The following is a 14,363-nucleotide window of genomic DNA, read 5'->3' as shown; positions in this document are numbered from 1 at the left end:
CTTTCAGGTAGAAGCCTTGCAGGTCGGCAGGCTGGTCGAGCCCGAAATCCTTGCCTTCCTTGATGTCGTCGAGATCGGCCATGAGGGGTTCCTTTTCGGTCAAATTCGGCGCGAAGATAGCGCCCTTGCCCTAGGGTTCCTAGAACCACAGCCGCGCCAAGCGCCGATCTGGCTGCGACCTATCGCCCGCCCATCACCCCTTAAAAAGCCGCAAAGCGGACAGCGCCGCATCCCACAAATCGAACACCCGCACGAACAAATGCTCGCGCGCCACAAAGGGGCGTTCTTTCGTGCTCACCACGATGCTTTCCACCGTATCGAGCAAGCGCATCAAGCGGCGGCGATGCAGACCAAATGCGGCTTGCAGCGGATCAGCCAAAAGCCCCGCGAAACTCGCCACCACCGCACCAAGGCAAACGAGGGCAAGCCCGGTCGTGACAATCATCCAAACCGGCGGTGCTGCCGGAAACAGACCATACCAAACCCCGCCCAAGGCCGCGCCCAAGGGAAAGGCGGAAACCGCTGTTTCGGTGGAGACAGCCTCGGCCACATCGGGGGCCATCGAAATCATCCCCGGTGTCAGCGCGTGAAATAAAAGCCCGCCAATCGCCAGCGTCAACAAGGCTGTGGTGCCCTCGGCCACCGCAGAACGGGTGCCGGTATACTCCCCCACCGCGCGCATCACCCGTTGCGCCACCAAAGGCGCATCCTCCCCATGCTGGCGGATCAAATCCCCCAGCGGGTGCGCGCTGCAAAGCGCTTTAGTCATCTCATGGCGCGCTGGCGTCGCGTCGTCCCCAAGAGGCACCTCCAACAAATCACGCAAAAGCGCGGCTTCAACCCGTGCAGAAACAGAAGTGCGCAGCAAAATCGGGCGCGCGCGGAGCCATTGCGCGACCTGCGACGCGCCAAATCGGTCCAGCAGCAGCGCCGCGGCCCGCACCAGCAAAAGCACCGGCGAGAGGACGATATTGATCGGCGCGCGCACAACATCTGCGCCCAGCGCGGCCCCATGCAGCCGAAAACTGCCGCGTCCCTGCAAATGCTGCGCAACAAAACCCGCAACACGGGCGCGCCGTTCGGCGAAATAGCTCGTCTGTTCCACGACAGAAGACACCGGCGGCGCTCCTAAAAGGGCCAGCCCATCCGGCCCATAGCAAAGAAGTAATCCATCGCGCGCCAGATGGAAGCCCGGCAAACCCCTTTCCGAGACCTTGCCCGCGCACTACACTTTCCCCATGTCTGCACCGAACACCCCTGCAACGGCCCAAGCGGCATTGCCCCCGCTTGAAACGCTGGTCGCCTGCCCGGCCTGCGACTTGCTCATGAGCGTTCCAGAGCTCACCTCCGAAACGCGCTGCCGCTGCCCGCGCTGCCACCACCTGCTTTACGCGCCGCGCAAACAGATCTTTGCCAAGGTGATCGCGCTTTCGCTCACCGTCGCGATCTTGATGGTGGGGGCGGTGTTCTTTCCGTTTTTGCAAATCTCGGCAGGCGGCATCAGCCATGCAAGTTCGATTTTTGACGCGGCGCTCGCATTTTCTGATGGGCTTTTGCTGCCGCTTTCCGTGGCGGTGATGGCACTGATCGTGGTGTTGCCAATGCTGCGGGTCACGCTTTTGATCTATACGCTCTGGCCCCTTTCCCAAGGCCACCGCCCGTGGCCGCAAGCCCGCCGCGCAATGCATTTTTCTGAAGCCATTCAACCTTGGTCGATGGCCGAGATTTTCGTTGTGGGCGCTGTGGTGGCGTTGGTGAAATTGGCGGGCCTTGCCACAGTTACACTCGGCCCCGCCTTTTGGGCCTTTGGCCTTTTGGTGGTGGTGGTCACCGTGAAAGACAATCTCATTTGCGATTGGACCCTATGGCAAGCGCTCGACACCCCACGCTAACCGCCAAGGCCGCCGGGCTGATTGGATGCCGCGCCTGTGGCCGGGTTTCGCCCGGACAAACCCATATCTGCCCACGCTGCGGCGGGCGGCTAGAGCCCAATCGCGGCTTCGGCCTCCAGCGCGTCTGGGCATGGTTGGCCGCCGGGGTCATTTGCTACATCCCCGCAAACCTCTACCCAATGCTGCGCACCGCCACCGTGGCCACCGGCACGGCCGAAAACACCATTGTTGGCGGTGTGGTCGAGCTTCTTCACCACCATGCCTATGGCGTGGCCGCCATTGTCTTTGGCGCCTCTGTCGTGGTGCCGATGGCCAAATTTATCGCGATTGCGGTTTTGGCGCTCAGCCTGCGCAGCCATGCGCGGCTTTCCAGCCACCGCCGACACCGACTGCTCGAGATCATGGATTTCATTGGCCGCTGGTCGATGGTCGATGTTTTCGTGGTCGCGATCCTGTCTTCGCTGGTGCAACTGGGCTATGTGGTCAGTATCCATCCCGGCCCTGCCGCCGCCCTGTTCGCCCTTTCGGTCGCCTTCACCATGCTGGCGGCGCAAAGTTTCGACCCCAGATTGATTTGGGAAAAAGACCAAGGACCAAGCGCGTGAGTATCGACCCAAACCAGCCCTCCACCCCCGCGCAGCCCGAGATCACCGCCGCCCCGGCCTCTTGGCTGAGCCGATTTTCGATCGTTTGGGTGGTGCCGATCTTGGCCTTGATCGTCTCGCTTGGGGTCGCGTGGAAAACCTTCCACGACCGGGGCGTGCCGATCCAGATCACCTTTTCTGATGCCGCCGGGCTGGTGCCGGGACAATCCGTGCTGAAATATCGCCAAGTCGTGGTCGGCAAGGTCGAGAAGGTGGGCTTTACCGAAGACCTGACCGCCGCCCTTGTGACCGTGCGCGTGGATCAAGACATGGCCGCGCATATTGACAGCGAAGCGCAGTTTTGGCTCGCGCGCCCGCAGATTGGCTTTAGCGGGATTTCCGGTCTCGATACGGTTCTGTCGGGCGCTTTTATCGAGGGTCTATGGGACAAACGCTTTGCCGGCCCTCCGCCTGCGATTTTTAAGGGGCTGGAAACGCCGCCGCTCGCCGTTACGCCGGGCTCGGGCACATGGATCACGCTCACCGCACCGGATGGCGGCTCTTTGATCGAAGGCGCGCCGGTGCTCTATCGCGGCATCAAGGTTGGCCAGTTGCGCAACCTGCGCGTCAACCCCACCGGCGATGGGGTGCGGATCAATGCCTTTATCGAGGCACCTTATGATAAGCGGCTCACCTCCTCGACGCTATTTTGGAACACCTCGGGCTTTTCGGTCTCGCTTGGGGCTTCGGGCGTCAAACTGAATGTGCGCAGCCTGTCTTCGCTGATCCAAGGTGGGGTGGAGTTCAATACGCTGGTCACGGGCGGTGCCCCACTCGGCGACAGCCCCTCGTTTCCGATCTTTACCGACGAAGAAACCGCCCGCGATTCTATCTTTGCCGATACGGCAGAGGCACGCGTCGCGCTTTCGATCCGGCTTGATGGCTCCATCCGTGGCTTGGCGCTTGGCGATCCGGTCAACCTGCGCGGGGTGAAAGTCGGTGAGATCATCAATATCGGGATCGAAACGGTCACCGGGACCGAGGGCGATGAAACCGTGGTGCAGCGCGTCGACTTTGCGGTGACGCCCGAACGGCTGGGATTACCGCGCAAAAGCGATACGGAGGCAGTGCTCGCGCTGCTTTCGGAAGAGGTCAGCCAAAAGAACCTGCGCGCACGGGTGGCGAGCAGCGGGCTTCTTGGCAGCTCGCTCGTGGTCGAACTGGTCGCGGTGAAAGATGCCGAACCCGCCAGCATCGACCTTGATGCCAAGCCAAACCCGGTGCTGCCGACCACCGCCCCGGATATTTCCGACTTCTCGGCCTCGGCCGAGGGTGTTTTGGCGCGTATCAATGCCCTGCCAATCGAAGAGGTGATGGATTCGACCATCTCGCTGCTCGACACCACGACGAAGCTGATCGGGCAGGAAGAAACGCAACAAGTGCCCGGCGCAATCTTGGGTCTTGTCGAGGATGCGCGTGGGGTGATCAGCTCCCCCGATCTGCAAGCCGCCCCCGCCGCGTTGCGCAAAGCGCTGGAGGAAACCGGCGACTTTATGGCCGATCTTGCCGAAGCGGGCACGGTGGACAGTATCACCGGCGCCATGACCACAGCGAGCGAAGCCGCGCAGGCGGTGACAGACAGCGTGGCGGGCGTGCCCAAGCTGATTGATACGCTCAATGAGATTGGCGAAACGGCAAAGACGCTGCCATTGCAAGAAATCACCCAAAACGCCGCTGATCTGACCGCCTCGCTCAACAAGCTCGCCTCTTCGGCAGATATGGAAGCGCTGCCAAAATCGCTGACTGAATCTTTGGATGCGCTCACCGTCATGCTCAAAGATCTTGAGCAAGGCGGGGCCACAGAGAACCTGAACCAAACCCTTGGCTCGGCGCGCGAGGCCGCCGATGCGGTGGCCGAGGCCAGCACCAAACTGCCAGACCTGACCACCAAGCTGGAACGGGTGATCCGCAATTTGGATGGCGTTTTGGCGAGCTATGGTGAGCGGTCTGATTTCAACACCGAGACGGTGGCGACCCTGCGCCAATTGCGCAAAACCGCCGCCTCTTTCGACACGCTGATCCGAATGATTCAGCGCAATCCGCAATCCATCATTCTCGGGCGGTAAGACATGACATTTCCCCTTGGCACCAAGACCCTGATCCTGAGCCTTCTGGTCTGCGGCACGCTGGCTGGCTGCGGAGATAATTCGGCGCTTTATCTGGTGGAACCGCCTTTGCCCGGTGAAGAGCTTCCCAACCGTTTGGGCCGGGTGGAACTGCGCGAGGTCGTGCTGCCACAATATGCCACCGCGCCCGAAGTCACGATGCAAGAGGCCGATGGCGCGCTGCGCGCCCAGCCCTACGCGCTTTGGGCCGATGCGCCTGCTGCGGCGGTCACGCGCGTGCTGGCGGGTCAAATCTCGGCGCTGAGCGGGGCGACGGCAGTGCCCGAACCTTGGCCGCTGAGCCAAGGGCCAGACCGCGAATTGAACATCCGCGTTTCGCAGATTTTGGCCGGGGCGGACGGGCTTTTTCACCTGAGCGGGCAGTATTTTGTGACACCCGTGATGGGCCCGGGGCGCGATGTGGCGCGCAGCTTCAACATTTCTGTCCCACTTGAGGGCCAAGGCCCCGCCGCGGTAGCCGCCGCCCAAGCCCGCGCGCTCCAACAACTTGCCCGCCAGATCGCGGCGCTCGACTAATTCACAAATAAAGTACCAAACCGCCCGCGTCTCGCGGGCGCTTTGCCATGGCTTGTGCCGAGGCACCCAATTCCACTCACCACAACCGCCGCACAGATTTGGCCAAATAATTCCCCGCGCTGGCGCCTTGACAGCTCAGCGGCACGAATGCCTAGTTATGGTGGAATTATTATTCAGTGCCGCAAGAAACTTCACGCCTTGCGGCCATGACACTGCGCCGCCGCGGGAGCGGCGCGGCCCGTCTACCCCCTCGCCCGCAAATTTTGAGGTCCGGCCATGACCGCGCGCACGATCCTTGCCATTGATGAAGGCACCACCAACTCCAAGGCGGCCCTGTTTTCCCAAACCGGTGCGGTGCTCGCCACCGGGTCGCAACCGGTGCCCATTCGCCACCCACAGCCGGGTTGGGTGGAACAAGACGGGGAAGAGATTTGGGCCGCAACGGTTGCGGCGATTGGCGCCTGCCTTGAAAAGGCTCCGGGCAACGAGATTGCGGCGATCGGGATATCCAACCAACGCGAGTCGATCCTGATCTGGGATCGCGCCACGGGCGCACCGCTCGGCCCCGTGGTTACGTGGCAATGCCGCCGCTCTGCCGCAGCTTGCGAGGCGCTCAAAGCCGCGGGCAAAGAAGATCAGGTGATCGCCCGCACCGGCCTGCCGCTTGACCCATTGTTCCCCGCCACCAAGGTCGGCTGGCTGTTGGAAAACCATGCCCAAGGCCGCGCCCCGGAGGACATTTGCATCGGCACGGTAGACAGCTGGCTGATCTGGAAATTCACCGGCGGCACCGTGCATGCGACCGATGCATCGAACGCCGCGCGCACGCAATTGTTCAACATTGCCGAAGGCGTTTGGGATGCGGAGCTTTGCGCGCTCTTTGGCGTTGATATGCAGATGCTGCCCAATGTCTATGACAGTGCGAGCGTCTTTGGCACCACCAGTGGCGTGGCAGGCCTGCCCGATGGTCTGCCCGTCGCGGCCGCGATTGGCGACAGCCATGCCGCGCTTTTCGGTCATGGCGCGCATACAGCGGGCGATGGCAAAGTGACCTTTGGCACCGGCTCTTCGATCATGACCACCGTGCCCGAGTTTGTCATACCGCCCAAAGGCATCACCACCACGATCGCTTGGAAATATGCGGGCCAGATCACCTATGCGTTTGAGGGCAATATCTTGGTCTCTGCCTCGATCCTGCCTTGGACGGCCGATCTTTTGGGCCTGCCCTCGGTGGATGCGTTGATCGCTTTGGCGGAAACATTGGATACGACCCTTGGCGTCTCGCTCGTGCCCGCGCATGTGGGCCTTGGCTCGCCGCATTGGGATAGCGAAGCGCGCGGGCTGATTTCGGGCCTGACCTTCGGCGCAGGCCCCGCCCATGTGGCGCGCGCGGCGGTGGAAAGCATCGCCTATCAGGTCAATGACGTGTTCGAGATTGTGCGCGCAAATGCCGGCCAAGAGATCGGTCGCCTTTTCGTTGATGGTGGCCCGAGCCAAAACCGCAAGCTGATGCAGATGGTGGCCGACATTATCGACCATGCGGTCACCACCTCGGAAAGCCCCGATGCCTCGGCGCGCGGCGCGGCCTATCTCGCGGGTCTTGCTGTGGGGCTGTGGCCAGATCTTGAAACCGTGGCGCAGCTTGAACCGCATGATGCGGCGCTGGCCCCGCAGATGGCCTCTGAAAAGCGGGCCGAGGCGCTCGCCACATGGGGCAGCGCGATCCGGCGCGCCACCGCGCGGACCTGACGGAGCCCGCCCCGGTGTCGCGCAGCAACGAATTGCGGATGATCGCCCGCGTTGCCCAGATGTATCACGTCGAAAAGCAACGTCAGGCCGAGATCGCCAAACATCTGCGGGTGTCGCAAGCCACCGTCTCGCGGATGCTCAAACGCGCGGTCGAAGAAGAGATCGTGCGCACCACCGTTGTTGCGCCACCGGGCACTTATTCCGCCTTAGAAGGCGCGCTGCGCACCCATTTTGGGCTGCATGAGGCCATTGTCGTCCCTTGTACGGAAGAGCGCGATGGGGCGATCATGGCGCGCATTGGCGAGGCGGCAGCGCATTTTCTGGAAGCCACGATGCAGGCAGATGAGATCATCGGCGTCTCTAGCTGGTCGGAAACCATCTTGAAAATGGTCGACAACATCCATCCGCTGAAAGGCCCCAAAGCGCGCTTTGTGGTGCAGATTTTGGGCGGCATGGGGGAACCCGCGATGCAATCGGAGGCGACACAACTCACCACCCGGCTTGCCAAACTCACGGGCGCGGAACCGCGCTTGCTGGCCGCGCCGGGCGTGGCGCAATCGCGCGCGGCGAAAGACGCGATGATCTCTGACCCTTACGTCCGCGCAACGTTGGAACTGTTTTCGCGCGTCACTTTAGCGGTGATCGGCATCGGCAGCATCGAACCTTCGCGGATGCTGGCGCGTTCGGGCAACGTTTTCTCCGCGCCCGAATTGCAAGAAGAGGCCGAGGCGGGCGCGGTGGGCGACATCGGGCTGCGCTTCTTTGATGCGCAGGGCCAGCCCGTGATCACCGCGCTTGATGAACGCGTGATCGGGATGCCGCTTGATGCGCTGCAAAAAGTGGATCGTGTGCTGGCCTTGGCCGGGGGGCCAAGCAAAGTCGCGGCGATTGCGGGCGCGCTGCGCACCGGAGTGATTGACGTGCTGGTGACCGATCGCTTCACAGCCGCACGGCTGTTGGCGCACGAAGGGCTCGAGACTGCGGCCCTCGCCGACACATTCTAAGATCAAAATAAATATCGTTCCTGCATCAAAGCCCCCTTGGAGAAAGCCCTGAACCCCGCCTATCCTTTTGGCGGGTCGGAACGTTCAGGAGCGCATCGTGAAAAGCATCAATCGGGCCGCCTTTGGCGTGGCAATCTGGGGCATCAGCCTCGCGCTGCTGTTGGTTGCTGGCAATATGATCTACAGCGCCGCGACCGGCCCGCGCATCACGCCCCCCGGCAAAACCCCGCGCGAGCGCGCCTATTCGGTCACCGTTGCCCCGCTTGTTGCGCAAGAGGTGACGCCAATCATCACCGCTTATGGTTTGGTGGAAAGTGGTCGTAGCCTTGAATTGCGCAGCGCGGTGGCGGGCACCGTGGTGGAGCTTTCGCCAAATTTCCGCGATGGCGGCGCGGTTGCAGCAGGCGAATTGCTGTTCCGCATTGACCCGGCCCGGCTCGAAAGTGCGGTTGCACTCGCCGCGAATGACCTGCGCGAGGCCGAAGCCGAACTGGCCGAGGCAGGCTCTGCGCTGGAACTCGCGCGGATGGAAGCCGCTGTCGCGCAAGAGCAACGCGATATTCGGGCCGAGGCCGCCACCCGCCAGAAAGGTTTAGCAGATCGGGGTGTCTCTACCGCAGCCGATCTGGAAGCGGCAAAACTTGCCAAGGCCGCTGCTGAGCAAACATGGGTGAACCGCCTGCAAATTGTCGCCGGGGATGAAGCGCGGCTCGCTCAAGCCAAAATCACCCTTGATCGGCGCAAAATCGCGCTGGCCGATGCTGAACGCGCCTTGCGCGATGCCACGGTGAGCGCGCCTTTCGCGGGCCAAGTCACCGAGGTGGCGGCGGTCGAGGGGCGGCTGGTTTCTGCCAACGAAAAACTGGCGAGCCTTCTGGACCCGGCAGCCCTTGAGGTGGCTTTCCGTGTCACCAACACCCAGTTTTCGCGGCTTTTGAATGGGCAAGGCAATTTGCGCAAAGCAGAAGTAACGATCCGGGCGCAAAGCGGGCAGCAAAGCAGCACGTGGCAAGCCACGTTGGAACGTGCCGGGGCCGAAACCGGCACCGGGCAAGTGGGGCGGCTCGTTTATGCGCGGCTGGTTGAGCCGGACCCGACGCAAATCCGCCCCGGTGATTTTGTCAGTGTTGAGGTCGCGGAAAAACCGCTCAGCAATGTCGCGATGATCCCGGCGGCGGCGGCCTCTGCCGATGGGCGCATCTTGCTTTTGGGCGAAGGCAACCGGCTGGAAGAGGTGCAAGCGAAACTTCTGCGCCAGCAAGGCGATAGGTTGATCGTGGGCGAGGTGCCCTTTGGCCGCAGCTATGTGGAGCGCCGCGCGCTGCAATTGGGGGCGGGTATTCAGGTCACCCCCGTCGGCCCGCCGCCTGCGCCCGGTGCGGCCCCGGCGCCTGCCCCCGAGGCGGAGACGGTCACACTAAACCCCGAACGCCGCGCCAAGATCATTGCCTTCATCGAAGCCAGTGCCACGATGAAACCTGAGATGCGTGAGAAGTTCCTAGAGGAACTCAGCCGCGAGGCGGTCCCGCGCGCCACGGTCGAAAAGTTTGAAGCCAAAATGGCTGAAAGCCAGTGACAGGGGCAAGCTGATGGAGCGCAACGACACCGGCATTCTTGCCTATTTCACCCGCCACGCCACCGCCGCCACCTTTTTGATGGTGGTAATGCTGGCGCTTGGGCTTTTTGCCACCACCAAGATCCGCTCGCAGTTCTTTCCCGATGTGGTGATCGACACGGTCACCGTAAGCGTGGAGTGGGACGGCGCAGGCCCCGAAGAGCTTGATAATGCCGTTGTTGCTCTTTTGGACCCGGCCCTTCAGGGCGTTGAGGGGGTGGTGAGTTCCGCCGCTGTTTCCAAGGAAGGCGCAACGACGATCACCCTGACGCTTGAACCCGGCTGGGATATGGCGCGGGCCACCGAGGATGTGAAAGCCGCCGTCGAAACGGTGAAAACCCTGCCCGATACCGCCGAAGAACCCGTGGTGCGGCGCGGGGTTTGGAAGGACAAGGTCACCGATGTGGTGATCTCTGGCCCGATTGCACCCGATCAACTGGCGGGTTTGGGCGATGATTTCGTGGCGCGGCTGTTTCGCGCCGGGATCACCCGCACCACCATCACCGGGGTCGCGGCCCCGCAAATCGAGGTTTCGGTGCCAGAGCTGGCGCGGCTGCGCCATGACATCACCTTGCGCGATATTGCTGACGCGATTGCCCGCCAAGTGGAGGCGCGCCCCGCAGGCGATATGGCGGCAAGTGCCGCGCGGCTGCGCGCGGGCGATGAGGCGCGCGAAGCAGAGCGCATTCGCAACCTTGTGCTGCGCACCAACCCCGATGGCTCCAAGCTTTATGTGCGCAATGTGGCGAAAGTTTCGGTCACCGGCGCCGATGCGGAGCGCGCCTATTACCTGAATGATCAACCTGCGGTTCTGATCCGGGTAGATCGCACCTCGGAAGGCGATGCAATCAAGATTGAGGCCGCAGTGCGCGCCTTGGCAGAGAGCCTGCGCCCCGAATTGCCCGAGGGGGTGGACATCCGCCTTGTCAACACCCGCGCGCAAGACATCACCGACCGACTTGATGTGCTGATGCAAAACGGCCTGACCGGGCTTATTCTGGTACTCGGCACGCTCTTTTTGTTCCTGTCGGCGCGCACCGCACTTTGGGTGGCGATGGGCATTCCCGTCTCGATGCTGGCGGCCATTGGCGCGATGTATGCGATGGAGCTGACCATCAATATGATGTCGCTTTTTGCGCTGATCATCACGCTTGGCATCGTGGTCGATGACGCCATCGTGGTTGCCGAACATGCCGATTTTCGCTACCGCCATCGCGGGGCGGATGCCGCCTCGGCGCCGGTGCAGGCGGTGCGTCGGATGCTGGGCCCGGTCTTCAGCTCCACCACCACCACGGTTTTGGCCTTCTTGGGGCTTTTGTTCGTGGGCGGCGAATTTGGCAGCCTGATCATCGACATTCCCTTTGTTGTCTCGGCGGTGCTTTTGGCCTCGCTCGTCGAAAGCTTCCTGATCCTGCCCAATCACATGTATCACGCGCTCGCCGCCAGTGACCGTCCGCGCTGGTATGACAAGCCCAGCGCCTGGTTCAACCACGGCTTTGACGTGATGGCGGCGCGGGTATTTGAGCCGCTGATCGGCTGGGTGATCCGGCTGCGCTACCTTGTGGCGGCAGCCATGATCGTGGTGCTGTCTTTCTCGGTTGCGATGATCTTGCGCGGCGAGGTGGTCTGGACCTTCTTCACCGCGCCGGAAAGTGGCTCGGTCGGCGGCAATTTCGCCTTCCTGCCCGGCGCGACGCGCGAAGAAACCCGCGCAATGACCCGCGAATTGGCCCGCGCGGTCGATGTGGTGGCAAAACGGCACGAGGCCGAAAGCGGCATCAACCCGGTGGTGCATGCGCTGACCCAAGTGGGCGGCACCACCGCGAAGGGCCTGCCCGGCGAAGAAACGATGGACCCAGACACGCTGGGCGCCATCGACATTGGCCTTGTGGGGGCGGATGAACGCAATTTCACCGCGCTCGAATTTGTGCGCGAGGTGCAGCAAGAACTCAACCGCCCCGCCGGTCTGGCGATCTTGAACTTCCGCACGCAGGGCCTGGGCCCGGGAGGCGACTCGCTTTCGGTGAATTTCTACGGGGCGGATAGTTTCACCCTCAAAGCCGCCGCCGAAGACCTGATGGCCGCGCTTGGCGCCTTTCCCGAAGTGACGGGGCTGCAAGACAGCCTGCCCTATGGCAAAAACGATGTCACGCTGACGCTCACCCCCGCAGGCGAGGCGCTTGGCTTTTCCACCGAGGCCGTTGGGGCAGAACTGTTTGCCCGGCTGGGCAGCATCACAGCGGCAGAATTTCCCGCAGGCACCCGCACCACAGCGATTGAGGTGGGCGCGCCAAAGGCCGAACTAAACGCCGATTTCCTGCAATCCACCCTGATGCGCAGCCCAGCGGGCGCCTATGTGCCCTTGGGCGAGATTGTGACGGCCAAAAGCGAAATCGCCTTTTCCACCGTGAACCGTGAAAACGGGCGGCGGCTGATCACCGTCACAGGCGCTTTGTCGGAAGATAATCCCGAACGCGCCAGCGAAATTGCCCGCACGCTGCAAAACGAGATCCTGCCCAGCATTGCGGAACGCTACAACCTTGATTGGGATCTGGGCGGGCTGGCGCTGCAAGAAGATGCCTTCTTGGATGAGGCAATCTTGGGCTTTGCCATGTGTATCTTGGGCATTTACCTCGTGCTCGGCTGGATTTTTGGCAGTTGGACCACGCCGGTCATTGTGATGAGCGTGATCCCCTTTGGCCTGATTGGCACGGTCTGGGGGCATCTGGACTTCGGCCTTGCCATGTCGCTTTTCACGATCATCGGGCTAATCGGCATGTCGGGGATCATTATCAACGATGCCATCGTCTTGGTGACCACGATCCAAGACTATGCCAAACGCCTGCCGATGGCGGTGGCCGCGCGCATCGCCGCGCGCGAGCGGCTACGCCCAATTATGCTGACCACACTCACCACCGTCTTGGGACTTGCGCCGCTGATGTTTGAACAAAGTCGGCAATCTTTGTTTCTCAAACCCACGGTGGTGACGCTGGTTTATGGCCTGAGCACCGGGTTCTTTATTGTGCTCACATTGGTGCCCGCGCTGATGGTGATCCGCCATGATGCCGCGCTGGCACTGAAAACCGCGCTACGGCTTGCCCAAGCACCGCAAAGCCCCGCCGCTGTTCGGCAAGGACTTTGGGGGGCGATGGGGGCCGTGGTTGTGGGGCAAGCCATGCTCGCTTGGGCATGGTTGCAAGCGGGCAGCTTGGACACCGCAAGTTTCTTGGCCGCTGCGGTGGGCCTTTCGGTTTTGGCGGCGGCGCTTATGGCGCTTTGGGGTGGGTTGGCGCCGAGGCTCAGGCGCTGATCTGAGCCAGCCACTCACGGATGAGCGCGATACTCTCGGGCTCATCGAGAAACGGGATATGCGCGCGGTCGGGCACCTCGGCAAACAGCATATCGGGGCGGCGGCGGCGCATTTCGGCCACCGTATCCCGGCTCAACAGGTCTGAATTCGCGCCCCGCAACAGCGCCAAAGGTAGGCCCGCGCAGGCCTCAAAAAGCGGCCAAGCCGCTGGCACCTTACCGCCCTGAAAGGCCGCAAGGAAAGACTCGCGCAACGCCGGGTCGTAATTGATACGCAGCCCCTGCGCGGTCTCATGATAGTGCCGCGTAACCTCTTCGGCCCAACGGCTGGCGGGCACATTGGCAAAGCCTGCCATCAGGCGCGGCAAAGCCTCGGCAAGCTCCGCATAGGTCTTGGCGACCGGATTGCGGCCCAGATAATCAAAAATCCGCATCAGCCCGTCATGTTCGATCACCGGGCCAATATCATTGAGACAAATGCCCGTAAGCCGTGCGCGCATCTCGGGCACCGCCGCCATATACATGGCGATCATCCCGCCGCGCGAGGTGCCCAGCAGCGCCGCCTTCTCGAGCCCCAGATGATCCATCAGCGCCACCAGATCGGCGGCTTCTTGGATCACGGTGTAGCTGGCGGCCCCTGTCCAATCGCTGCCACCCCGGCCACGATAATCGGGGCGGATCACCCGCAGCCCGCCCGGCAGATGCGGCAGCAGATAGTCAAAATCGGCCCCCGTGCGCGTGAGCCCCGGCAACATAATCAACGCCGCGCCTTCGCCCTGATCACGCCATGCCAATTTTGCCCCGTCGGGCGCGATAAACTGCTGCAACTCCATAGCCTTCCCCCCATGATGCGCGCATTATCACGCCATCATAGCGACTGGGGCGGGGAAAACCATGAGCGACAACAGGCTAGAACAATTGCAAGCGCGCCTTGCCGAGATAGAGGCGCAGGTCGAAGAGGCTTGGGAGCAAAGCCGCGCGCAATGGCGCTACCGCTTCACCCAAGGCCGGATCGAGTTTGAAGAAGGCGTGCGCGATGCGCACCGTATGGCACGGGTGCGATGGTGGTTGTTTTTGCGCCGCACCCGGCTGTTGGTGGTGCTGACCGCCCCCTTTATCTATGCGGTCTTCATCCCGTTTGTGCTGCTGGATCTGTTCGTGACGATTTATCAGCGCGTCTGTTTTCCGGTTTACGGCATCGCGCTGGTGAAACGGCGCGATCATGTGGTGATTGACCGCCAGAACCTTGCCTATCTCAACATCGTGCAGAAGGTGAACTGCATGTATTGCGGTTATGGCAATGGCGTTGTGTCCTATGTGCGCGAGGTCGCCGCGCGGACCGAACAATATTGGTGCCCGATCAAACATGCCCAGCGGGTGAAGGGCGTGCATCCCTATTACGGCAATTTCTGCGATTTCGGCGATGCCGAGGGGTTCCAAAAGCAAAGCCCGAAACTGCGCCGCGCGTTGCGCGATTTGGACCAAGACACCGATTAAAAAGGGCGCCC

Annotated in this window: 11 protein-coding genes; 9 read left to right on the top strand and 2 right to left on the bottom strand. The window is 62.2% G+C overall.

Translation table 11 applies throughout. The annotated features are described in order from the left end of the window. Window positions 1-193: 193 nt before the first annotated feature. Window positions 194-1,117, bottom strand: coding sequence for a DUF6635 family protein (locus tag BW967_RS11895; protein ID WP_076485310.1), 924 nt, complete (start codon window positions 1,115-1,117; stop codon window positions 194-196). A 208-nt stretch (window positions 1,118-1,325) separates the two neighbouring features. On the opposite strand from BW967_RS11895, the gene BW967_RS11890 reads away from it, so the two are divergent. From BW967_RS11890 to BW967_RS11855, 8 genes are all read left to right on the top strand, one after another. Continuing rightward, a complete protein-coding gene (locus BW967_RS11890; protein ID WP_245826541.1) occupies window positions 1,326-1,892 on the top strand; it encodes a paraquat-inducible protein A in 567 nt (188 codons plus the stop codon). Next, window positions 1,865-2,497 (top strand): paraquat-inducible protein A, encoded by a 633-nt coding sequence (locus tag BW967_RS18530; RefSeq protein WP_076485280.1) that lies wholly within the window; start codon window positions 1,865-1,867, stop codon window positions 2,495-2,497. Before BW967_RS11890 ends, BW967_RS18530 begins: the two co-directional genes overlap by 28 nt. Beyond that, window positions 2,494-4,602: an MlaD family protein gene (locus BW967_RS11880; protein WP_175610454.1), complete on the top strand. Its 2,109-nt coding sequence runs from the start codon at window positions 2,494-2,496 to the stop codon at window positions 4,600-4,602. The genes BW967_RS18530 and BW967_RS11880 overlap by 4 nt, the downstream gene beginning before the upstream one ends. A gap of 3 nt (window positions 4,603-4,605) precedes the next feature. Further along, window positions 4,606-5,178: a PqiC family protein gene (locus BW967_RS11875; protein WP_076485279.1), complete on the top strand. Its 573-nt coding sequence runs from the start codon at window positions 4,606-4,608 to the stop codon at window positions 5,176-5,178. Window positions 5,179-5,454: 276 nt separating this feature from the next. Further along, window positions 5,455-6,927 (top strand): FGGY family carbohydrate kinase, encoded by a 1,473-nt coding sequence (locus BW967_RS11870; RefSeq protein WP_076485278.1) that lies wholly within the window; start codon window positions 5,455-5,457, stop codon window positions 6,925-6,927. Beyond that, window positions 6,888-7,931 carry a sugar-binding transcriptional regulator gene (locus BW967_RS11865; RefSeq protein WP_245826540.1) on the top strand — a complete coding sequence of 348 codons (1,044 nt, stop codon included), beginning with the start codon at window positions 6,888-6,890 and terminating at the stop codon, window positions 7,929-7,931. The genes BW967_RS11870 and BW967_RS11865 overlap by 40 nt, the downstream gene beginning before the upstream one ends. A 97-nt stretch (window positions 7,932-8,028) precedes the next feature. Next, window positions 8,029-9,507, top strand: coding sequence for an efflux RND transporter periplasmic adaptor subunit (locus BW967_RS11860; protein ID WP_076485277.1), 1,479 nt, complete (start codon window positions 8,029-8,031; stop codon window positions 9,505-9,507). Window positions 9,508-9,520: 13 nt separating this feature from the next. Beyond that, window positions 9,521-12,856 (top strand): efflux RND transporter permease subunit, encoded by a 3,336-nt coding sequence (locus BW967_RS11855; protein ID WP_076485276.1) that lies wholly within the window; start codon window positions 9,521-9,523, stop codon window positions 12,854-12,856. On the opposite strand, the gene BW967_RS11850 is transcribed toward BW967_RS11855, so the two are convergent. After that, entirely contained in the window at window positions 12,846-13,688 is an 843-nt protein-coding gene (locus BW967_RS11850; RefSeq protein ID WP_076485275.1) for an alpha/beta fold hydrolase, read from the bottom strand. The two genes, BW967_RS11855 and BW967_RS11850, sit on opposite strands and share 11 nt — an antisense overlap. 61 nt (window positions 13,689-13,749) lie before the next feature. On the opposite strand from BW967_RS11850, the gene BW967_RS11845 reads away from it, so the two are divergent. Next, a complete protein-coding gene (locus BW967_RS11845) occupies window positions 13,750-14,352 on the top strand; it encodes a hypothetical protein (RefSeq protein ID WP_076485274.1) in 603 nt (200 codons plus the stop codon). The last annotated feature ends 11 nt before the right edge of the window (window positions 14,353-14,363 follow it).

Origin of the sequence: Rhodobacter aestuarii (assembly GCF_900156655.1) — a bacterium.
Classification (GTDB): domain Bacteria; phylum Pseudomonadota; class Alphaproteobacteria; order Rhodobacterales; family Rhodobacteraceae; genus Rhodobacter; species Rhodobacter aestuarii.
This window is presented reverse-complemented; position numbering and strand designations above follow the sequence as displayed.